22 protein-coding genes and 2 tRNA genes are annotated in these 20,132 nt (G+C 73.0%); 14 read left to right on the top strand and 10 right to left on the bottom strand.

All coding sequences use genetic code 11. The annotated features are described in order from the left end of the window. Nucleotides 1–33: 33 nt before the first annotated feature. From NFU81_RS26030 to NFU81_RS26000, 7 genes are all read left to right on the top strand, one after another. Nucleotides 34–825: a TIGR03084 family metal-binding protein gene (locus NFU81_RS26030; RefSeq protein ID WP_251494330.1), complete on the top strand. Its 792-nt coding sequence runs from the start codon at nt 34–36 to the stop codon at nt 823–825. Nucleotides 826–872: 47 nt separating this feature from the next. Next, on the top strand, nt 873–2,411 hold the full coding sequence (locus NFU81_RS26025; protein WP_251494590.1) for an acyl-CoA carboxylase subunit beta: 1,539 nt from the start codon (nt 873–875) through the stop codon (nt 2,409–2,411). Nucleotides 2,412–2,446: 35 nt separating this feature from the next. Beyond that, nucleotides 2,447–4,468, top strand: coding sequence for an acetyl/propionyl/methylcrotonyl-CoA carboxylase subunit alpha (locus NFU81_RS26020; RefSeq protein WP_251494327.1), 2,022 nt, complete (start codon nt 2,447–2,449; stop codon nt 4,466–4,468). Then, nucleotides 4,465–5,655, top strand: a complete 1,191-nt coding sequence (locus tag NFU81_RS26015; protein ID WP_251494326.1) for an acyl-CoA dehydrogenase family protein — start codon at nt 4,465–4,467, stop codon at nt 5,653–5,655. The genes NFU81_RS26020 and NFU81_RS26015 overlap by 4 nt, the downstream gene beginning before the upstream one ends. 59 nt (nt 5,656–5,714) lie before the next feature. Then, nucleotides 5,715–6,455, top strand: a complete 741-nt coding sequence (locus tag NFU81_RS26010) for an enoyl-CoA hydratase family protein (RefSeq protein ID WP_251494323.1) — start codon at nt 5,715–5,717, stop codon at nt 6,453–6,455. After that, the gene (locus NFU81_RS26005) at nt 6,443–7,075 is read left to right on the top strand and encodes a TetR/AcrR family transcriptional regulator (RefSeq protein ID WP_251494320.1); all 633 of its coding nucleotides are present in this window, start codon (nt 6,443–6,445) and stop codon (nt 7,073–7,075) included. Before NFU81_RS26010 ends, NFU81_RS26005 begins: the two co-directional genes overlap by 13 nt. Nucleotides 7,076–7,140: 65 nt before the next feature. Beyond that, a complete protein-coding gene (locus NFU81_RS26000; protein ID WP_251494317.1) occupies nt 7,141–7,425 on the top strand; it encodes a DUF6343 family protein in 285 nt (94 codons plus the stop codon). Between the two features lie 54 nt (nt 7,426–7,479). On the opposite strand, the gene NFU81_RS25995 is transcribed toward NFU81_RS26000, so the two are convergent. Both NFU81_RS25995 and NFU81_RS25990 read right to left on the bottom strand, forming a co-directional pair. Beyond that, a tRNA-Met gene (locus NFU81_RS25995) sits at nt 7,480–7,553 on the bottom strand. 135 nt (nt 7,554–7,688) lie between these two features. Continuing rightward, on the bottom strand, nt 7,689–8,309 hold the full coding sequence (locus tag NFU81_RS25990) for a YceI family protein (protein ID WP_251494314.1): 621 nt from the start codon (nt 8,307–8,309) through the stop codon (nt 7,689–7,691). Between the two features lie 171 nt (nt 8,310–8,480). On the opposite strand from NFU81_RS25990, the gene NFU81_RS25985 reads away from it, so the two are divergent. Genes NFU81_RS25985 through NFU81_RS25975 form a run of 3 tightly spaced genes read left to right on the top strand, consistent with a single transcriptional unit; the run spans nt 8,481 to nt 10,757 of the window. Next, on the top strand, nt 8,481–9,410 hold the full coding sequence (locus tag NFU81_RS25985) for a pseudouridine-5'-phosphate glycosidase (RefSeq protein ID WP_251494310.1): 930 nt from the start codon (nt 8,481–8,483) through the stop codon (nt 9,408–9,410). A gap of 11 nt (nt 9,411–9,421) precedes the next feature. Next, nucleotides 9,422–10,363, top strand: coding sequence for a carbohydrate kinase family protein (locus NFU81_RS25980; RefSeq protein ID WP_251494307.1), 942 nt, complete (start codon nt 9,422–9,424; stop codon nt 10,361–10,363). 37 nt (nt 10,364–10,400) lie between these two features. Next, nucleotides 10,401–10,757 carry a hypothetical protein gene (locus NFU81_RS25975; RefSeq protein ID WP_251494587.1) on the top strand — a complete coding sequence of 119 codons (357 nt, stop codon included), beginning with the start codon at nt 10,401–10,403 and terminating at the stop codon, nt 10,755–10,757. Here NFU81_RS25975 and NFU81_RS25970 read toward each other — a convergent pair. The 8 genes from NFU81_RS25970 to NFU81_RS25935 form a co-directional block, all read right to left on the bottom strand. Continuing rightward, nucleotides 10,741–11,394: a contact-dependent growth inhibition system immunity protein gene (locus NFU81_RS25970; protein ID WP_251494304.1), complete on the bottom strand. Its 654-nt coding sequence runs from the start codon at nt 11,392–11,394 to the stop codon at nt 10,741–10,743. The genes NFU81_RS25975 and NFU81_RS25970 overlap by 17 nt on opposite strands. Before the next feature lie 45 nt (nt 11,395–11,439). Then, nucleotides 11,440–11,739, bottom strand: coding sequence for an RNase A-like domain-containing protein (locus NFU81_RS25965; protein WP_251494301.1), 300 nt, complete (start codon nt 11,737–11,739; stop codon nt 11,440–11,442). Nucleotides 11,740–11,769: 30 nt separating this feature from the next. Next, nucleotides 11,770–12,459, bottom strand: coding sequence for a hypothetical protein (locus NFU81_RS25960; RefSeq protein WP_251494299.1), 690 nt, complete (start codon nt 12,457–12,459; stop codon nt 11,770–11,772). Between the two features lie 21 nt (nt 12,460–12,480). Then, nucleotides 12,481–14,211 carry an RNase A-like domain-containing protein gene (locus NFU81_RS25955; protein ID WP_251494296.1) on the bottom strand — a complete coding sequence of 577 codons (1,731 nt, stop codon included), beginning with the start codon at nt 14,209–14,211 and terminating at the stop codon, nt 12,481–12,483. Next, nucleotides 14,211–14,513, bottom strand: a complete 303-nt coding sequence (locus NFU81_RS25950; protein WP_251494293.1) for a WXG100 family type VII secretion target — start codon at nt 14,511–14,513, stop codon at nt 14,211–14,213. Before NFU81_RS25950 ends, NFU81_RS25955 begins: the two co-directional genes overlap by 1 nt. Nucleotides 14,514–14,558: 45 nt before the next feature. After that, the gene (locus tag NFU81_RS25945; RefSeq protein WP_251494290.1) at nt 14,559–14,963 is read right to left on the bottom strand and encodes a WXG100 family type VII secretion target; all 405 of its coding nucleotides are present in this window, start codon (nt 14,961–14,963) and stop codon (nt 14,559–14,561) included. A 164-nt stretch (nt 14,964–15,127) separates the two neighbouring features. Next, nucleotides 15,128–15,212: transfer RNA gene (locus NFU81_RS25940), tRNA-Leu, on the bottom strand. A gap of 69 nt (nt 15,213–15,281) precedes the next feature. Further along, nucleotides 15,282–15,635 carry a chorismate mutase gene (locus tag NFU81_RS25935; RefSeq protein ID WP_251494287.1) on the bottom strand — a complete coding sequence of 118 codons (354 nt, stop codon included), beginning with the start codon at nt 15,633–15,635 and terminating at the stop codon, nt 15,282–15,284. Nucleotides 15,636–15,752: 117 nt separating this feature from the next. Here NFU81_RS25935 and fdhD point away from each other — a divergent pair, with 117 nt between their 5' ends. The 4 genes from fdhD to NFU81_RS25915 all read left to right on the top strand — a co-directional run bounded on the left by fdhD (nt 15,753) and on the right by NFU81_RS25915 (nt 20,106). Next, nucleotides 15,753–16,598, top strand: a complete 846-nt coding sequence (gene fdhD, locus NFU81_RS25930; RefSeq protein ID WP_251494284.1) for a formate dehydrogenase accessory sulfurtransferase FdhD — start codon at nt 15,753–15,755, stop codon at nt 16,596–16,598. Nucleotides 16,599–16,650: 52 nt separating this feature from the next. Beyond that, nucleotides 16,651–17,025: a hypothetical protein gene (locus NFU81_RS25925; RefSeq protein ID WP_251494281.1), complete on the top strand. Its 375-nt coding sequence runs from the start codon at nt 16,651–16,653 to the stop codon at nt 17,023–17,025. Nucleotides 17,026–17,106: 81 nt separating this feature from the next. After that, nucleotides 17,107–17,979, top strand: coding sequence for a LysR substrate-binding domain-containing protein (locus NFU81_RS25920; RefSeq protein ID WP_251494277.1), 873 nt, complete (start codon nt 17,107–17,109; stop codon nt 17,977–17,979). Between the two features lie 300 nt (nt 17,980–18,279). Continuing rightward, complete coding sequence (locus tag NFU81_RS25915) at nt 18,280–20,106, top strand: AMP-dependent synthetase/ligase (protein WP_251494274.1); 1,827 nt, start codon at nt 18,280–18,282, stop codon at nt 20,104–20,106. The last annotated feature ends 26 nt before the right edge of the window (nt 20,107–20,132 follow it).

Below are 20,132 nucleotides of genomic sequence, written 5' to 3'. Positions count from 1 at the left end.
ACGCTCGGGGGACGCCGAGTTGGGGGTGCCGTTGTGGGAACGCCCGTCCTGGAAGACCTCACCGCCGAGACCGCAGGGCTCGATGAGCTCGTGGCCGGCCTGGAGCCGGCGGCCTGGCGGCAGCCCACCCCGGCCAAGGGGTGGACGATCGCCCACCAGATCGCCCACCTGGCCTGGACCGACCGCCGCGCGGTCATGGCCGTCCTCGACCCCGAGGGCTTCGCGCGCGAGACCGAGATCGCGGCGGCCCGCTTCGACACCTACGTCGACCAGGGCGCCCGCAGAGGCGCCGAGCTGCCGCCGGGCGAGCTGCTGACGCGGTGGCGGGACGGCCGCGCCCGGCTCCGGGACGCGCTGGCGGCGCAGCCGCAAGGCGTCCGCTTCGCGTGGTACGGCCCGCCGATGAGCACCGCCTCGATGGCGACGGGCCGGCTGATGGAGACCTGGGCGCACGGCGAGGACGTCGCCGACACCCTCGGCGTGCGGCGGGAGCCGACCGCCCGGCTGTGGCACGTGGCCAGAATCGGCGTCCGCGCGCGGGACTTCGCCTTCTCCGTCCACGGCAGGCCCGCGCCCGCGGAGGAGTTCCGGGTCGAACTGACCGCCCCCGACGGCTCGTTGTGGACCTTCGGCCCGCAGGACGCCGCCCAGCGGGTGACCGGACCCGCCGTCGACTTCTGCCTGCTCGCGGTACGCCGCAGGCACCGCGACGACGTGGGCCTGCGCGCCGAGGGCAAGGACGCCGACGCGTGGCTGTCGGTGGTGCAGGCCTTCGCCGGGCCGCCGGGTGAGAGCCGGCCGCCGTCCCGGGGGACGGCCAGGTGACGGCACTGGACGTCGGCGGCCCGGAGTTCGCCGAACGCGCCGCCGCGATGACCGCGCGCCTGGCCGAACTGGCCGCGGGCCACGGCGAAGCCCTGGCGGGCGGCGGCAAGAAGTACCAGGACCGGCACCGCGCCCGCGGCAAGCTGGCGGCCAGGGAGCGTATCGAGCTGCTGCTCGACCCCGACACGCCTTTCCTTGAGCTGTCGCCGCTGGCCGGCTGGGGCAGCGACTACACCACCGGTGCCTCCCTGGTGACGGGCATCGGCGTGATCGAGGGCACCGAGTGCGTGGTGACCGCGAACGACCCGACCGTGCGCGGCGGTTCGAGCAACCCCTGGACGCTGAAGAAGGCGCTGCGGGCCAACGAGATCGCCTTCGCCAACCGGCTGCCGGTGGTGAGCCTGGTGGAGTCGGGCGGCGCCGACCTGCCCAGCCAGAAGGACATCTTCATCCCCGGCGGCGCCCTCTTCCGCGACCTGACGAGGCTGTCGGCCGCCGGCATCCCGACGGTCGCGGTGGTCTTCGGCAACTCGACGGCGGGCGGCGCGTACATCCCGGGGATGTCGGACCACGTCATCATGGTCAAGGAGCGCGCGAAGGTCTTCCTCGGCGGCCCGCCGCTGGTGAAGATGGCCACCGGTGAGGACAGCGACGACGAGTCGCTGGGCGGTGCCGACATGCACGCCAGGATCTCCGGCCTCGCCGACCACTTCGCGCTGGACGAGCCGGACGCGCTGCGTACCGCCCGCCGGGTGGTGGCCAGGCTCAACATCCGCAAGCCGGGGCCGGGTCCGCGCCTCGACCCGGCGCCGCCGCTCTTCGACGCGGCGGATCTGCTGGGTGTCGTGCCGGGCGATCTGCGCACGCCGTTCGACCCGCGCGAGGTGATCGTGCGGATCGCGGACGGCTCGGCCTTCGACGAGTTCAAGCCGCTGTACGGGCCGAGTCTGGCGACCGGCTGGGCCGAGGTGCACGGCTATCCGGTCGGCATCCTGGCCAACGCCCAGGGCGTTCTCTTCAGCGCCGAGTCACAGAAGGCGGCGCAGTTCATCCAGCTGGCCAACCAGCGGGACATCCCGCTGCTGTTCCTGCACAACACCACCGGCTACATGGTCGGCAGGCAGTACGAGCAGGGCGGCATCATCAAGCACGGCGCGATGATGATCAACGCCGTCTCCAACTCGCGGGTCCCGCACATCTCGGTTCTGATGGGGGCGAGTTACGGCGCCGGCCACTACGGGATGTGCGGGCGGGCCTTCGAGCCGCGCTTCCTGTTCTCCTGGCCGAGCGCCAAGTCCGCGGTGATGGGGCCGAGCCAGCTGGCCGGGGTGCTGTCGATCGTCGCCCGGCAGTCGGCGGCGGCGCGCGGGCTGCCGTACGACGAGGAGGCGGACGCCGGTCTGCGGGCGGCCGTGGAGCAGCAGATCGAGGCGGAGTCGCTGCCGATGTTCCTGTCGGGGCGGCTCTACGACGACGGGGTGATCGACCCGCGCGACACCCGTACGGTGCTCGGCCTGTGCCTGTCGGCCGTGCACGGGGCGCCGGTGGAGGGTGCGCGCGGCGGTTTCGGGGTCTTCCGGATGTGACGGTCGTCCGTCGGTGAGAGGGAGGGGGCGCGCCCATGGGCACGCCGATCGGTTCTGTGCTGGTGGCCAACCGGGGCGAGATCGCCCGGCGGGTCTTCCGCACCTGCCGCGCGCTGGGCATCGCCACGGTCGCGGTGTACTCCGACGCCGACGGGGCCGCCGCCCATGTGGCGGAGGCCGACGCGGCCGTACGGCTGCCCGGCGACGCGCCGGCCGACACGTACCTGCGGGCCGACCTGCTGGTGGCCGCGGCCCTGTCGGCGGGCGCGGACGCGGTGCACCCGGGGTACGGCTTCCTGTCGGAGAGCGCCGGCTTCGCGCGGGCGGTCACGGCGGCCGGCCTGGTGTGGATCGGGCCGCCGGCCGCCGCGGTCGAGGCGATGGGGTCCAAGACGCGGGCCAAGGAGCTGATGGCGGCGGCCGGGGTGCCGGTCTTCGCCGCGCTCGACCCGGGTGCGGTGACGGACGCGCAATTGCCGCTGCTGGTGAAGGCGGCCGCGGGCGGTGGCGGCCGCGGGATGCGGGTGGTGCGCGAACGGGAGTCACTGGAGGGCGAGTTGGCGGCGGCGCGAGCCGAGGCCGCGGCGGCCTTCGGTGACGGCGAGGTCTTCGTCGAGCCGTACGTCGAGGGCGCCCGGCATGTCGAGGTGCAGCTGCTGGCCGACGACCACGGCACGGTGTGGGTGCTCGGCGAGCGGGACTGCTCGTTGCAGCGGCGGCACCAGAAGGTGATCGAGGAGACCCCGGCGCCCGGCCTGGCGGCCCAGCTGCGCGCCGAGTTGCACCGGGCTGCGGTGAGCGCGGCCCGCTCGATCGGCTACCGGGGCGCGGGCACCGCGGAGTTCCTGGTCTCGGCGGACGGGCGGCCGTACTTCCTGGAGATGAACACCCGCCTCCAGGTGGAGCATCCGGTCACCGAGTGCGTCACCGGACTCGACCTGGTGGCGTGGCAGATCAGGATCGCCGAGGGGGCGGCGCTGCCGCCCGAGCCGCCGGCCCCGCGCGGGCACGCGGTGGAGGCCCGGCTGTGCGCCGAGGACCCGGCGCGCGGCTGGCAGCCGCAGCCGGGCGACCTGCACCTGCTCGACATCCCCGGTGTGGACGCGGAGTTCGCGGTGCCGCCGGGGCGCGACGCGGGGCTGCGGCTGGACTCCGGGGTGACCGGCGGCGAGCGGATCGGGGTGCACTACGACCCGATGCTGGCCAAGCTGATCGCCTGGGCGCCGACCCGCGCCGAGGCGGTCCGCCGGCTGGCGCACGCGCTGGAGCGGTCCCGGCTGCACGGCCCGGTCACCAACCGCGACCTGCTGGTCCGCGCCCTGCGCCACCCGGACTTCGGCGCGGCGCGGCTGGACACCGGCTTCTTCGAGCGGCACGCCGCCGATCTGGGCCTCGCGCAGGCCGGGGCCGGCGAGCCGGACGGGGCCCGCGTGGACGCCGAGCGCTTCGCCGCGCTGGCCGCGGCCCTCGCGGACGCGGCCGGGCGTACGGGCGCTCCGGGCGCAGCGGTGCCGGTACGCCTCGGCGGGTGGCGGAACGTCCCGTCGCAGCCGCAGCTCAAGCGCTTCAGGGCCGAGCCGGACGGGCGCGCGTACGACATCCGCTACCGGCTGGACCGGGACGGCCTGGCGGCGGAGGGCTTCGACGGCGTACGCCTGGTGAGCGCGGCCGCCGACCGGGTCGTGCTGGAGGCCGGCGGGGTCCTGCGGACGTACCTGGTGGCCGCCCGCCCCGAACGGACCTTCGTGGACTCGCCGTTCGGTTCCGCCGCCCTCACCGCCCTGCCGCGCTTCCCCGACCCCGAGCAGTCGGCCGCGCCGGGTTCGCTGCGGGCGCCGATGCCCGGCACCGTGGTGCGGACCGCGGGCCTCGCCGCCGGCGACCGGGTCGAGGCGGGGCAGCCGCTGCTGTGGCTGGAGGCGATGAAGATGGAGCACGTGATCGCCGCCCCGGCCGCGGGCACGCTGCTCGAACTCACCGCCGAGGTGGGCCGCCAGGTCGAGCTCGGCGCCGTACTGGCAGTCGTCAAGGAGGAGAGGGAGGGGACCGCACCATGACCACCGTCGGCAGCACCTTCGACAACGCCCTGATGGAGACCGAGGAGCGGCGCGCGCTGCGCAAGGCCGTCGGCGCGCTGGGCCGCCGCTACGGCCGCGACTACTTCACGGCGGCCGTCAAGGCCGGCCGGCAGACCGACGAGCTGTGGCAGGAGGCGGGGAGCCTGGGCTACCTCGGCGTCAACCTGCCGGAGGAGTACGGCGGCGGAGGCGGCGGTCTCGCCGAACTGTCCATCGTATTGGAGGAGTTGGGAGCGGCCGGCTGCCCGCTGCTGCTGCTCGTCGTCTCCCCCGCGATCTGCGGCACGGTCATCGCCAGGTTCGGCACCGACGCGCAGCGGCAGCGCTGGCTGCCGGGGCTCGCGGACGGCTCGCTGCGTATCGCGTTCGGCATCACCGAGCCCGACGCCGGCTCCAACTCGCACCGCATCACCACCACCGCGCGCCGCGACCCCGGCACCGGGGGCTGGCTGCTGACCGGCCGCAAGGTCTTCGTCTCCGGTGTCGACATCGCCGACGCCACGCTGGTCGTCGGCCGCACCGAGGACGCCCGCACCGGCCGGCTCAAGCCGTGCCTCTTCCTCGTCGAACGGGACACCCCCGGCTTCGACTTCCGGCCGATCGAGATGGAACTGTCGGCGCCCGAGAAGCAGTTCCAGCTCTACCTCGACGATGTGGCGCTGCCCGCCGACGCGCTGGTCGGCGACGAGGACGCCGGGCTGCTGCAGCTCTTCGCCGGACTGAACCCCGAGCGGGTCATGACCGCCGCCTTCTCCCTCGGCATGGGCCGCTACGCCCTCGACCGCGCGGTGTCCTACGCCCGCAGCCGCCAGGTGTGGTCCACCCCGATCGGCGGCCACCAGGCCATCGCCCACCCGCTGGCCCAGGCGCACATCGAGCTGGAGCTGGCCCGGCTGATGATGCAGAAGGCCGCTTACCTCTACGACGCCGGCGACGACATGGGCGCCGGCGAGGCCGCGAACATGGCCAAGTACGCGGCGGCCGAGGCCTGTGCGAAGGCCGTCGACCAGGCCGTGCACACCCTCGGCGGCAACGGGCTGACCGCCGAGTACGGCCTCGCCTCGCTGCTCACCGCCTCCCGGGTCGGCCGGATAGCCCCGGTCAGCCGGGAGATGATCCTCAACTTCGTCTCGCACCACAGCCTGGGGCTGCCCAAGTCGTACTGACCCGGGTGGCGCCGGTACCCTCCCGCACACCGCAGCCGACCACGCGAAGGAAGACCGCAGTGACAGATGCACCGCTGGTGCGCCGGCACACCGACCGTGCCATCGCCGTCCTCACCCTGGACTCGCCGCGCAACCGCAACGCGCTGTCGGCCGCGCTGATCGGCGAGCTGACCGAGGCGCTGGACGCCGCGGAGGCCGACCCGGGGGTGCGGGCCGTCCTGCTCACCCACACGGGGAACACCTTCTGCGCGGGCGCCGACCTCAAGGCCGACGGCATCCACCGCGGGCCGCAGCTGCTGGTCGACCTGATCACGCGGATCGCCACCCTGGCCAAGCCGGTGGTGGCGCGGGCCGACGGGCACGTGCGGGCGGGCGGCCTCGGGCTGCTCGCGGCCTGCGACATCCCGGTCGCCGGCGCCGCGGCCACCTTCGCCTTCACCGAGGTGCGCCTCGGGCTGGCCGCGTCCGTGGCCTCCCTGCCCGTGCTGGTGCGGGCCGACCCGCGGGCCGCGGCGCGCTACCTGCTGACCGGGGAGGCCTTCGACACCGCTGAGGCCGTCAGGATCGGCCTGGTCACCGCCTGGGACGACGCCCTCGACGGCATCCTGGCGGGGCTGCGCGCGTCCTCGCCGCAGGGGCTCGCGGCGACCAAGGAGATCACCACGGCGCTACTCAGGGAGCGGATCGCCGGCGCCGCGGACGGCCTGCGGCAGCAGAGCATCCGGCTCTTCGAGTCGGCGGAGGCCGCCGAGGGCATCAGGGCCGCGCTGGAACGCCGGGACCCGCCGTGGGCACAGTGACCCCGGCGAGCGGGAGCCGGGCTGCCGACCGCCTCCCCAAGCAGGACCGCAGCCGCGCCACCCGGCTGCGCATCCTGGAGGCCGCCGTCTCCTGCCTGGCCGAACACGGCTGGTCGGGCAGTACGGTCGCGGTGGTCTGCGCCCGCGCCGGCGTCTCCCGCGGCGCCGCCCAGCACCACTTCCCCACCCGTGAGGAACTCTTCACCGCGGCCATCGCGCACATGGCGGAGCAGTGGCTCACCGCGGTACGCGAGCGCGCCCTCGCGCTGCCCCGCGAGGGACCCGACCGTACGTACGCGGTCGTCGACATGCTGGTCGCCGTCCACACCGGGCCGCTCTTCCGGGCCGCCCTGCACCTGTGGACCGCGGCCACCGCGGAGGAGCGGCTGCGGCCGGGGGTGACCGCGCTCGAGGCGCGCATCGGCCGCGAGGCGCACCGGCTGGCCGTCGGCTTCCTCGGCGCGGACGAGTCGCGCCCGGGGGTGCGCGAGACCGTGCAGGCCACCTTGGACATGGCCCGCGGTCTGGGCCTGGCCAACCTCCTCAGCGACGACTCGGCCCGCCGCGGCCGCATCGTCCGCCAGTGGGCCACGGTGCTCGACCGCGCCCTCTACGACTGAGCGGTTCCCCCCGGCAGTTCCCTCTCGCTGTCCCGGGGTGGATGCTGGAAGGGAGGAGCGGCGCCATGCGCAGAACCGGATTCGAACCGACACAGGCCCGCAGCCCGCTGCGGCTGCGGCTCGGGCTGGCCGTGTGCGGACTTTTCTGGGGAATCGCCGCAGCCGTCGGCTTCGCGTTCTACAGCCAGCCCGGCTGGGCGGCCTTCTGCGCGGCGATCGCGGCCCTGGCGGCCGCGGACTGCGTGATCGTGATCAGGCACATCCGGCAGGGGCCGCACTACCAGCCGGGCCGCGGCATTCCGCCGTACCGGCCGGTGGACGGGTCCGGCCGGCGGCAGCGGCCGCGATGACCCCAGGACAGCGGAAAGGCCCGGTGCCTGAGGGCACCGGGCCTTTCCGTTCAGTAGCGGGGACAGGATTTGAACCTGCGACCTCTGGGTTATGAGCCCAGCGAGCTACCGAGCTGCTCCACCCCGCGTCGTTGAACCTGACTCTACGCGTTGCGCGCGCTCACGCCAAATCCATTTCCTGGCACGCCTCCCGCGCAGGAAGCGCGCGACCTGGCGGCGGCGCGTTCCCGCGCCGCCGCCGGCGGTGATTCCACCAGGCCGGGTCAGGCCTGCTTGACCGCGGAGATGTCGAAGGTGAGCTTGACCTTGTCGCTGATCAGGACGCCACCGCCTTCGAGGGCCGCGTTGTAGGTGAGACCCCAGTCGCCGCGGCTGACGGTGGCGGAGCCGTCGAAACCGACGCGGACGTTGCCGTACGGGTCGGTCACCTGGCCGTTGAGCGTCAGGTCGATCGAGACCGGCCGGGCGATGCCCTTGACCGTGAGGTCGCCGTGCATCCGGTAGGTCTCGTCGTCGACCTGCTCCGCGGACGTGCTGCGGAAGGTGATCTCGGGGAACTCGTCCGCCGCGAAGAAGTCGCCGTTGCGCAGGTGCTCGTCGCGCGCCGACAGAGCGGTGTCGATGCTGGCGACCTGGATGGTGAGCGCGGCGCTGGACGCGGACGGGTTGCCGCCGTCGAGGTGCAGGGTGCCCTCGTAGCCGGTGAAGCGTCCGCGGATCGTCGTCACCATCGCGTGCCGCGCCGAGAAGCCGATCTCGCTGTGCGTGGTGTCGATGGCGTAGTCACCGGTCAGGTGCGTCAGATCGGCGGTGGCGACGGCTGCCGCGGCGGTGGCCGGGGCGGCCGGGGTGACGACGGCGGTCTTGCGGTTGAACAGGCCCATGATGTGCTCCCTGGGGGACGGCGGGTTGGTTTATGGCTCAACCACATGTCCATATCTCCCATTCCTTCCTAAATGCGCAGTACGCATGACGCTGGTCACCCCCTGCCTGCCGGCCCGGGCACGGGGAGGCGGCAGGTTTGGGGGGCGGCGAGGTGCGCCAAGGAAGGGGGCATGGAGAAACGTGGTGGGAGCGGGGTGGTGACCTCGCCGGAGGTCACGGGGGCGCTGGCCCGGCGGCAGCCCGTCGTGGCGCTGGAATCGACGATCATCGCGCACGGCCTGCCCAGGCCGCGCAATCTGCGGGTGGCCCGCGAGCTGGAGGAGATCGTCAGGAAGGCCGGCGCCGTACCGGCGACCGTCGCGGTGATCGACGGTGTCCCCCGGGTGGGTCTGACCGACGCGGAGGTCGAGCGGATCGCCCAGGACCCGGACATGCGCAAGCTCGGCTACCGCGACCTGGCGCCTGCCATGGCCGCGGGGGTGAGCGGCGCGACGACCGTGTCGGGCACCGCCTTCCTGGCGGCCCGCGCGGGCATCCGGGTGTTCGCCACCGGCGGCCTCGGCGGGGTGCACCGCGGCTGGACGGAGGTGCAGGACGAGTCCGCCGACCTGGCGCTGCTCGCCCGCACCCGGATCACCGTGGTGTGCGCGGGCGTGAAGTCGATCCTGGACGTGCCCGCGACCTTGCAGCGGCTGGAGACCCTCGGCGTCGGGGTCCTCGGCTTCCGCACCGGCCGCTTCCCCGGCTTCTACCTGACCGACTCGGGCGAGCCGGTGGACTGGACGGTGCGCGACGCGCAGGAGGTGGCCGCGGTGATGCGCGGCCAGGACGCGCTCGGCGGGCACGACTGCGCGCTGATCGTCGCCAATCCCGTGCCGCCGGAGCACGAGCTGGACCGCGCCCTGCACGACCGGGTGATGGCCGAGGCGCTGGCGGCGGTGGAGCGCGAGGGGGTCACCGGGCAGGCGATCACCCCGTACCTGCTGGCGTATCTGACCGAGCACACCCGCGGCGCCTCGCTGGAGGCGAATCTCGCCGCGGTCCGCGGCAACGTGGCGCTGGCCGGGGACATCTCCGTCGCCTGGTCGCGGCGGCAGTGAGCGGGGCGGCCGTGAGCGGGGCGAGCCGCGGCGGCGGGCTGCTGGTGGTCGGCGACGTCGTCACCGACGTGGTGGCGCGGCATGCGGAGCCGCTGGCCGCGGACACCGACACCGCGGCCCGTATCGCGGTGCTTCCCGGGGGCGCCGGCGCCAACGTGGCGTGCTGGGCGGCGCACCGGGGTGCGCCGGGCGTGCGGCTGCTGTCCAGGGTGGGCGCGGACTCCGCCGGGTGGCACCGTGACGCGCTGGCGGCGGCGGGCGTCGAGCCGGTGCTGCGGGTCGACGAGGCGCTGCCCACCGCGGTGGTGATCGCCCTGGTCGACGCCGCCGCGGAGCGCACCCTGGTCACCGACAGCGGCGCCGCCTTCCGGCTCGGTCCCGCCGACTGGGACGAGGCGCTGCTCGACGGCGTCGCCCATGTCCACCTGTCCGGGTACCTGTTCTTCTGCGAACCGGGCCGCGAACTGGCCGCCGTGGCCGGCAAGGCCGCCCGCGCCCGCGGCCTGCCGGTCAGCGTCGACCCGGCGTCCACGGGCTTCCTGCGCGGCCTCGGCGTACCGCGATTCCTCGACCTCGTGTCCGACACCGACCTGCTGCTGCCGAACGCGGCCGAGGCGGCGCTGCTGTCCGGTACTGACGATCCGGCGGCCGCCGCGGCCGAGTTGAGCCGCCGCGTCGGCACGGTGGTGGTGACCCTGGGCGCGGCCGGCGCGCTGGCCGCCCACCGCGGCCGTCTCACCGCCCGCACACCCGCCGTCCCCGCCACCGCCGTTGACACCACAGGCGCGGGCGACGCCTTCACCGGCGGCCTGCTGGCGGCCCGCCTGCACGGCGCGGAGCTGCCGGCCGCGCTGGCCGCAGGCTGCGCGTCGGCGGCCGAGGCCGTCACCGTGGTGGGCGGCCGCCCGCAGAAGTCAGGTTCGAACAGCCTTCCACCGGCGGCTATATGCTGAGGAGCACAACGGGACGGGGTGGTCGGACGTGCACAATCTGTGGTGGATAATTCCGCTTCTGCTGTTCGGCAGCGGCATGATCGGCGACAAGCTGAGCGCCGCGACCAAGGCGCGGCACAAGCGCAAGCTCGAACTCATGCAGGCCGAAGAACGGCAGCAGCACGCCCTGTCCGCCGCCAGCAGGCCGCCGGAGCCGGTCTGCGGCTGCACGCACCACCTCGCGATGCACGGCAAGGACGACGGCAAGTGCCACGCGGTGGTCGAGGCGCCGTCGGTGTGGGACGCCGACCGCAAGCCCCTTCAGTACGAGCAGCAGCAGTGCAACTGCCAGCAGTACGTGGGCCCCGAGCCGCTCGGCACGGTCTTCGCGCCGGAGATCACCGACCTGCGGTGACCTCGTCGGCGAGCCGCGCCAGCCAGCCGCCGGCGCTGTACGGGTCCGGCGGCTGCATCTCCAGGCCGAGCCGGGCCGCCGCGGCCGCGAGGCCGGCGTCCTCCAGCGGCAGCGCGAGCAGTTCGCGCAGCTCCCCGGCCAGCCGGGCGACCAGCGCGGGGTGGGTGCCGGCCAGGTAGTCGGCGAGCGCCTCGTCGTGGTCCTCGAACTCGTCCGGCATGTCCTGCGAGAACCAGCCGCCGAGCAGCTGCCCCAGTTCGGGGAAGCGGGCGTGCCACTCCCAGTGCGTCCGCGGCACGTCCGGCGGCGGTACGTCGCCCTCCGCGACGCTGCGCGCCAGGTGGTCGGCGAGCAGCAGCAGCCACGCCTGGATGCCGGCCTGGGGGACGCCGGTGTCGGGCACCGGGTAGAACTCCCCCAGCTCGTGCCGCAGCCGCCCGGGCGGGTTGCGGGCGTACTCCCGCAGCTGCCGCTCGGCGGTGGCCAGCGCCCACGGCCGGGTGTGCCAGGTCTGCCGCAGGTACGCGTCGAGCGCGGCGCCCCGCTTGTCGGCGGTGTCGTCGGCGTCCTCCCCCAGGTAGGCACGCATGACCTGGTCCAACTCGCCGTAGCTACGGTCGTGTTGCAGCGGCTCCATGAGAGGCGGCCTTCCTCGTGTGCGGGCGGACGGGGGCGTAAGGACTCACAGGTACACCGGGAATGTGGCGTGCACGACGAAGCCGTGCGGGCTGACCGGCTCCCGCCGCAGCACGACCCGCGCCGCCCGTACGTCGACCGGCTCCCGCCCGGCGTACATCATCGCGTCGATCAGCACCCGCCCCACGGCCTGCTCACGCGACGGCCACGCGGCCTCCAGCGTCAGCCGCTGCCGGGTGCCCTGGGCGAGCCACCGGTCGATCTCCTGCTCGTTGCGGGTGATGACCTGCTGGGTGCACCACTGGGCGGTCTCCCGGTCGGGATAGGTGGAGGTACGGGTACGCATGGGTGCCGCCTCTCGGGGTCGTCGGAACGGTCAGCCGGACTTGCGCACCCACTGCGGCGGGTGGTGGGCGCGCATGTGCTCGCCGACGACGTCGATGATCAGGGGCAGCCATTCCAGCCACGGCAGCCCGGCGGAGTCGCCGCTCCGCTCGACCAGGAAGAACTGCCGCAGCGCCTCCTCGGTCTGGAAGAGGGTGAGCGCCTCCTGGCACTCGCCGGCCACATGCGGCAGCCGGTACAGGCACAGCGGGTGCCAGTCGTCGACGAAGACCTGCAGGCTCTCGCGGGCGGTGAGCGTGTCGTCCTCGACTGCGACGCCGTCCTGACCGTAGTAGAGCCTCAGCATGCTCGTGAGCTGGGGGAAGCGGAAGCCGAGCTCGTCGCTGGTCGGCGTCACGTCGCGCAGCCGGCGCGCGCGTCCGACGTCCCAGTCGGCGACGTGCTCCGCGATGTCCCGCAGTGCCTCGGGCGGCCCTGGGATGTCCAGCACGGGGATGTCCTGGCCCGACTCGATCACATCCGCCGCCGCACGCAGTTCCGCCGCCACCTCGAACAGCGTGCGGCCACCGCGCTCTCCGGAGTCCCAAAGTGCCCGGATCATCGGTTCCAGCAGCGCGTTGCGCTCCGCGGCGTCCTGGGGCATCGCCCTGAACCGAAGCGGCCTCAGCAGGACCCGTGCTCCTTCGAGGCGAAGGCGGTCGTAATGCTCCTGGTCGGTCATGTGGTCCTCTGCGGCTGCGGGTCAGTTGGGGTAGGACGTGAGGACGACGAAGGGTGGGGTCATGCCGGACACGTATTTGATCACGACGTAGACGCCGTGCTTTTCGGTGACTCTCGGGTGAGCAGGATCGGCTGCGTAGGCAGCCTGGTCGATGCTGCGCCCGGTGACCGGTCCGGTCGCTCCGAAATCGACTTCGAGCGTCTCCCTCGGCGGCGTGCCGTGCCCGTTGATGAAACTTCTGATCTTGTCAGGGTTCCCGTCGAGGCATTGCTGGGTGTAGGCCTGGGCGGATTCCAGATCGGTGTAGCTGGACGCGGCGCTGGGATGCTGGTCGCGCATCCGCTGGGCGAGTTGGTCGTCGGTCTTGGCCACGTGTTTGTCGATGGCATGTGAGTTGCCTATGCCCTCCTGGTTGACCAGGTCGACCGGGTATTTGTGGACGCCCGCCGAGTCGGTCTGCAGGGTCCACAGGTGGTCGTGCTTGAAGTCGTTCAGGGAGCGGCCGCCGAAGGCCTCGGCCCTGGCCTCCTCCGCGTTGAAGGTCGGGACGCTCTTGCGGGCCTCCTCGAGTTTCCCCTCCAGGCCGTCGAGGGTTTTCGCGATGCCGGAACACGTCTCGTTGTATGTCGCGACCGCCGCCTCGATGCCGGCGTAGTCCATGTGGCTGCGGAAGGACATCACCATCTCGGCGGTCAGGTCCACCGCGCCGAAGGGGGTGAGTCCGGCCAGGAGGTGCCACGGGTGGAAGCCGTATTCCTTGGCCATGTCCTTGGCCATTTCCTTGGCCGCGTGCTCGGCCGCCGGTTCGCTCACCGCCGTCACCTTGTCCGAGGCGTCGGCCAGGTCGAGCAGGGCCGTCTGGACGGCCTGGGCCGTCTCGCCGAGCACGGTGATGACCGGGCGGCGGCGGGCACCCTCGTTGGGGGCGGTCTTGTACGCCACGGTGCCCTGCATCTTGCCCCAGGCCGAGGTGCCCCAGATGGTCTGGCAGAAGGACTTCATGGCCGTCTGCCACTCGGAGTTCGCGCTGTTGGTGATGGAGGCGATGTCGTCGTTGAGGTTGTCGGCCGAGGTGGTCCCGTCGGAGAAGATCATGCCCCAGGCGGTGCCGATGGTGCGCAGCTCGTCCTTGTCGGGTCCCGGGGTGATCTCGTACATCTTGCCCAGCCGCAGCACCTGGTCGAGCAGGCCCTGGACGTGGTCGGCGACGAAGTCGGGGATGTGGCCGAGCGTGCGGACGATGGCGTGGTCGGAGTCGGCGTTGGTGCCGCGCCACGTCAGGTCGGGGACGTCGCCGTAGAAGGTCGGCACCCGCATGACCCACGGCGGCTCCTGGTGCGGCAGCGGCCCCTGCTGCTTGCGGTTGGTGCGGAAGTCGGCGGCGGCGTAGTTGTTCGCCGTGGCGGTGAAACCGACGGCTGCGCCGCCGATGGCGACCATGGCATTGCCCCAGAGGTCGAAGAACGTCGTGGCGGTCTTCCGGTACGAGGCGGCGACCGCGCTGGGGCCGGTGCCCTTGCCCGCCAGCTGCTCGTGTCCGGTGAGCGCCTCCATCAGCGTCCTGGCGGCCTTGTCGAACGTGAACTGCTCGTCGCGCACCTGGTAGGAGACGTAGTACAGGTTCGAGGGCTTGACGTCGAAGCCGCCGGAGGCGTTGGGCGGCGGTGTCGCCAGGCCCTTGACCTCCTTGTCGCGCTGTTTGTCGCTGGGGCGGCCGTCGCCCATGCCGAGCGGGTAGGGGGGCGTGCCCATCAGGCGCCGCCCCAGCCGCGCAGTACGGCCTGGTGGGCCGCGTCGTAGTTGAGGTGGCCGGTGACGACCACGTCGTGCAGCCAGGCCTGCGCGCCCTGCATGTCGCGCACCGACCGGTCCCAGCGGTCGAGGCTGTCCACGCACATGTCGCGGGCCTCGCCCTCCCAGCTGCGGACGACGGGCGCGACGCGCGCGTATAACTCGTCGAGGCGGGTGGTGAGGTCCTTGAGTATGGCCTCCATCTCGGAGGACAGGTGCTTGAGCGTGCCGAAGTCGACGGTGATGCCGTCGTCGTGTGTCACGTGTGTTCCCCCAGGTCAACGCGGTGTCTGTGGCGTCGCGGCCCGTTACAGGTCGGCCAGCCGGCTGTGCGGCACGCTCGCCGGCGGGGCGGCGGGCGGGGCACCGGGGAGGTCGGGCGAGAACAGCGGCGGCTGCCCGTCGGACGGCATCTGCAGGGCGCGGAAGGACTCCAGCGTGTCCAGGTCCTGCGCGCTGAAGCCGTCACGGCTCAGCCGCACGGCCTCCTCGACGAGGGCGAGCATCTTCCGTACGGTCTCGGCGTCGCCGTTGGTGCTGCGCTGCAGCTCCCGGTAGACGCTCGCCGCCGGGCTGCGCCAGCCCTTCTCCGCGGCGTCGACCAGCCCGTTCAGCTTGCCGATCTGGGTGCTCAGGTGTTCCTGCATCGCGTCCAGGTCGGACGCCAGCCTGGTCAGATCCGCAGCGGTGGCATGCATTCGCGGCTGTGCCATCGTCCCCCCTCAGGTCCCAGGAGCCCCCCCAGGACTCGTGCACCAACTCTCCGTCAGACGCCCACTATGCGCCAGCAGTTCCCGGCACAAGCCCGGAATCGGCGGCGCACGCGAAGGGAACGCAGAAGAGGACCCCCAGCGACTGCTGGGGGTCCTCTTCGAAGTGTCCGAGGGGGGACTTGAACCCCCACGCCCGATAAAGGGCACTAGCACCTCAAGCTAGCGCGTCTGCCATTCCGCCACCCGGACCGGATGTGCCGCCACGACCGCCCGGGTCGTGGTGACAAGGTCCACGATACCAAGGATCGGCAGTGCTTCTCACCTGCGATTCCCACCGCCCTGCTGGGGGCGGGCGGCGATCGCGCGGTGATGCCGGACGACCTCGTCGATGATGAAGTTCAGGAACTTCTCGGCGAAGGCCGGGTCGAGCTTCGCGTCCTCGGCGAGGCGGCGCAGCCGGGCGATCTGGTCGGCCTCGCGGGCCGGGTCGGCCGGGGGCAGGTCGTGGGCGGCTTTGAGCTCGCCGACCTGCTGGGTGCACTTGAAGCGCTCGGCGAGCAGGTGCACCAGGGCGGCGTCCAGGTTGTCGATGCTGCCGCGCAGCTCCCTGAGGCGCTGCAGGGCCTGCTCGTCACCCACCAGGGTGTGCTCGGCGGTCGGCTGGTCGCTCATCTCGGTCTGCCATCCTGGTAGGTCCGTGGTGCACGGCTGCACGGTCCCGATCACCCTATGGCACCCTCACCGGGTGCAGGGCTGGGGGCGGGAGGGCGACGGAGGGATTGAGGGCGGATGGGACGGGTCACCGAGCGGCGCCGGGTATTGCGGATACGCGGCGGGGCCGCCGAGCACCGGGCCGACACCCTGGTCGCCGAGGAGCCGCTGGAGATCCGGCTGAACGGCCGCCCGCTGGCGATCACCATGCGTACGCCGGGTGACGACTTCGCGCTGGCCACCGGTTTCCTGGTCAGCGAGGGTGTGCTCGCCGCGGCGGACGAGGTCGCGAACGTCGTCTACTGCGCCGGCGCGACGGCCGAGGGCGTGAACACGTACAACGTGGTGGACGTGACGCTGGCCCGCGGGGTGCCGCTGCCGGACATCAGCCTGGAGCGCAACGTCTACACGTCCTCCTCGTGCGGGCTGTGCGGCAAGGCCAGCCTTGACGCGGTCCGCACCGCGACCCGGCTGCCGATCGCCAGGACCGGGGCGCCCCGGCTGACGCCCGGGCTGCTGGCCTCGCTGCCGGATCGGCTGCGGGAGGGGCAGGCGGTCTTCGAGCGGACCGGCGGGCTGCACGCGGCCGCGCTGTTCTCCGGCGACGGCGAGCTGCTGGACCTGCGCGAGGACGTGGGGCGGCACAACGCGGTGGACAAGCTGGTCGGGCGGGCGCTGCGGGAGGGGCGGCTGCCGCTGGCCGACCGGATCCTGATGGTCTCGGGCCGCGCGTCCTTCGAGCTGGCGCAGAAGGCGGTGATGGCGGGGGTCCCGGTGCTCGCGGCGGTCTCGGCGCCGTCGTCGCTCGCGGTGGACCTGGCCAGGGAGAGCGGGCTGACGCTGGTCGGCTTCCTGCGCGGCGACTCGATGAACGTCTACGCGGGCGAGGACCGTATCGCACTGGCGTCCGACCGGGCACACTGATCCCCGGCCGGCAACCGCGGCCCCCCGTGCGTACGCAAGCGAGGTGCCCCGCGTGTTCGGCCTGAGTGTCGCCCTGACCGTTCTGCTGCTCCTTGAGGTGGTGCCCTCGGCACTGGCCGCGCTGACCCGGTTCGGGCCGGGCGTGGAGCGGCTGGACAGCCTGACCCGGCTGGGGTTGCGGGAGGGCAGGAACTCCTGGGTCGTGACGGGCGCGGGGGTGCTGCACACGGCCGCGACCGCCGCGGTGCTCGTCGGGATCTGGCGGCCTGCCTACGGTGTCGCGGGCGGCGCCGCCGAGGCGGCGTTCTTCTGCTGGGTGCTGCTGCGGCAGCTGGGGGCCGGCGACCGCGGCCGCGCCCTGTTCGCGTACGCGCTGTTCGCCTCCTGGGCGCTGGCGGTTCTGGTGGTGTCCGCGCTGCGGCTGTGACCGCGGGGGACGCGGGAGAGAGCGATCAGGTTGGCCGGTTACCGCCCTGACCGCCATCACGCACCGCGATAACGTGCCGCCATGTTCGAGCCGGCCCAGTTGCGTACGTTCCTTGCCGTCGCGCAGACGCTGAGCTTCACGCAGGCGGCCCACCGGCTCGGGCTGCGGCAGTCGACGGTCAGCCAGCACGTGCGGCGGCTGGAGGAGGCCGCGGGCTGCCGGCTGTTCCTGCGGGACACCCACGGGGTGGAGCTGACCGAGGACGGCGAGGCCATGCTCGGCTTCGCCCGGCCGATCCTGGAGGCCAACGAGCGGGCGGCGGCCTTCTTCGCCGGCACCCGGCTGCGCGGGCGGCTGCGGTTCGGGGTGTCGGAGGACTTCGTGCCGACCCGGCTGCCGGAGATCCTGGCGGCCTTCCGGCAGGCCCACCCGGAGGTGGACCTGGAGCTGACCGTCGAGCTGTCCGGCACCCTGCACCAGCAGCTGGAGGCGGGCGGTCTCGACCTGTGCCTGGCCAAGCGGCACAGCCCGGAGGGTGCGGGCCGGCTGGTGTGGCGGGACAAGCTGGTGTGGATAGGCGGCGAGCGGCTGCGGCTCGACCCGGGGCGCCCGGTGCCGCTTATCGCCTTCCCGCCGCCGGGGATCACCCGGGCCAGGATGCTCGACGTGCTGGAGCGGCACGGCAGGGCGTGGCGGATGGCGGGTACCAGCGGGTCGCTGAGCGGCCTGGTCGCGGCGGCCAGGGCCGGGCTCGGGGTGACGGCGCACGCGCAAGGGCTGATTCCGGCCGGTCTGGTCCGGGTGCCGACCCGGGCCTGCGGGCTGCCGGACCTCGGCGGGGTGGACTTCGTGCTGCTGCACGGGCGGCGGGATTCCCGTGCACAGGAGGCGGCGGATGCGCTGGCGGATGCCATCCTGGCCGGTGGCGACCTGCTTCACCGGCCGCTGCCGTGACCTGCGGAACCCGCCATCGGCCGGCCGCCCCGGGCGGCAGCGCCGGCTGGTGCGCAGGGGACGGGAGGGAACCGAGAGGGTGGAGCGACCGTGACCGGCACGGGCAGATTTCGTGGAGATCCGCCGCCCGCGCGGCACCGCGACTGAACCCCGGATTCCGCCGGGGACCTTGTCACAGCCGGAAAACCCGGCCCTACCAGCACAAACGTCCGAATCATCGAGAACTTCAGGCCCCTCCCGCAGGCCTCGCGGATCGGGTAACTTACGGCCCCGCACTGAGCGGTCCTAGGAGAGCACCCGTTGCGTCAGTTCACCGTCCCCACGCTGGCCACCTCACCCCAGGCCGGCGGTTTGGCGGATGCCGTGTTCGGCAACGCACGGCAGACCCCGGACCAGGTGGTGCTGTCGCGCGCCGACGAGCAGGGCGATTGGCGCGATGTCACCGCCGCGGAGTTCCGCGACCAGGTGCTCGCGGTCGCCAAGGGCATGCTGGCCGAGGGCGTCCGCTTCGGCGACCGCGTCGCGATCATGTGCCGCACCCGCTACGAGTGGACGCTCTTCGACTTCGCGCTGTGGGCGATCGGCGCCCAGTCGGTGCCGGTGTACCCGACGTCGTCCTCCGAGCAGGTCCGCTGGATGCTGCACGACTCGGGCGCGGTCGCGGCGGTCGTGGAGCACGAGGACCACGCGATGACCATCGGCGCCGCGGTCGACGAGCTGCCCCGGCTGCACCGGCTGTGGCAGCTGGACGCGAACTGCGTCGAGGAGCTGTCGCAGGCCGGCCGGCACATCGGTGACGACGTGGTGGAGCGGCACCGGCTGGCCGTGACGCCGGACGCGGTCGCGACGATCATCTACACGTCGGGCACCACGGGCCGCCCCAAGGGCTGCCTCATCACGCACGCCAACTTCATGGCCGAGACCGACAACGTCGTGGCGCGCTGGGAGCCGGTGTTCTCCAACAAGCCGGGCGAGGAGCCGTCCACGCTGCTCTTCCTGCCGCTCGCGCACGTCTTCGGGCGGATGGTCGAGGTGGCCTGCGTCAGGCACCGGATCAGGCTCGGGCACCAGCCGAGCATGACCGCCGCAGACCTGATCCCGTCGCTGGCCGGCTTCCGGCCGACCTTCGTGCTCGCGGTGCCTTACGTGTTCGAGAAGGTCTTCCAGGCCGCCCGCCGCAAGGCGGAGGCCGGCGGACGGCTGGGGCCGTTCGACAAGGCCGTGGACGTGGCGGTCCGGCACGCGGAGGCGATGGAGGCCAGGGCGTTCGGCACCGGCCCGGGACCGAGCACGGGCCTGCGGATGCAGCACCAGCTCTACGAGAAGCTGGTCTACAGCAAGGTGCGGGACGCACTCGGCGGCCGGGTGCGGCACGCGATCTCCGGCGGCTCGGCGATGGAGCGCCGGATCGGGCTGTTCTTCTCCGGCGCGGGCGTGACGATCTACGAGGGTTACGGCCTGACCGAGACCACCGCGGCCGCGACCGCGAACCCGCCCGAGCAGACCCGTTTCGGCACCGTCGGCCTTCCGGTGCCCGGCACGACGGTGCTGATCGCGGAGGACGGCGAGATCTGGCTGAGCGGCGGGCAGGTCTTCTCGGGCTACCTGAACAACGTGAAGGCCACCGACGAGGTGCTGCGGGACGGCTGGCTGGCCACCGGCGACATCGGCTCGCTCGACGAGGACGGCTACCTGACCATCACCGGGCGGAAGAAGGAGATCCTGGTGACCAGCGGCGGCAAGAGCGTCTCGCCGATCGCGCTGGAAGACCGGGTGCGGGCGCACCCGCTGGTGGCGCAGTGCGTGGTCGTCGGCAACGACCGGCCTTTCGTGGCGGCCCTGGTCACGCTGGACCCGGAGTCCGTCACGCACTGGCTGGCCATGCGCGGGAAGCCGCGGCTGCTGCCGGCTGAGCTGCTGCACGACCCGGACCTGGAGACCGAGATCCGGCGGGCGGTGGTCGCCGCCAACACGCTGGTCTCGCAGGCCGAGTCGATCAGGACCTTCCGGATACTGGGCAGCCAGTTCAGCGAGGAGCGCGGCACCCTGACGCCGTCGCTGAAGCTCAAGCGGCGGGCGATCGAGTCCGCGTACGCCAAGGAGATCGAGGCGCTCTACCGGGCGTGAGGGGCTGCCGCCCACGGGCCTGCGAC

The organism is Actinacidiphila cocklensis (assembly GCF_907177275.1).
In the GTDB taxonomy this organism is placed as follows: domain Bacteria; phylum Actinomycetota; class Actinomycetes; order Streptomycetales; family Streptomycetaceae; genus Actinacidiphila; species Actinacidiphila cocklensis.
Note: the sequence above shows the minus strand (reverse complement) of the source record. Positions and strands in the feature narration are given on the sequence as shown.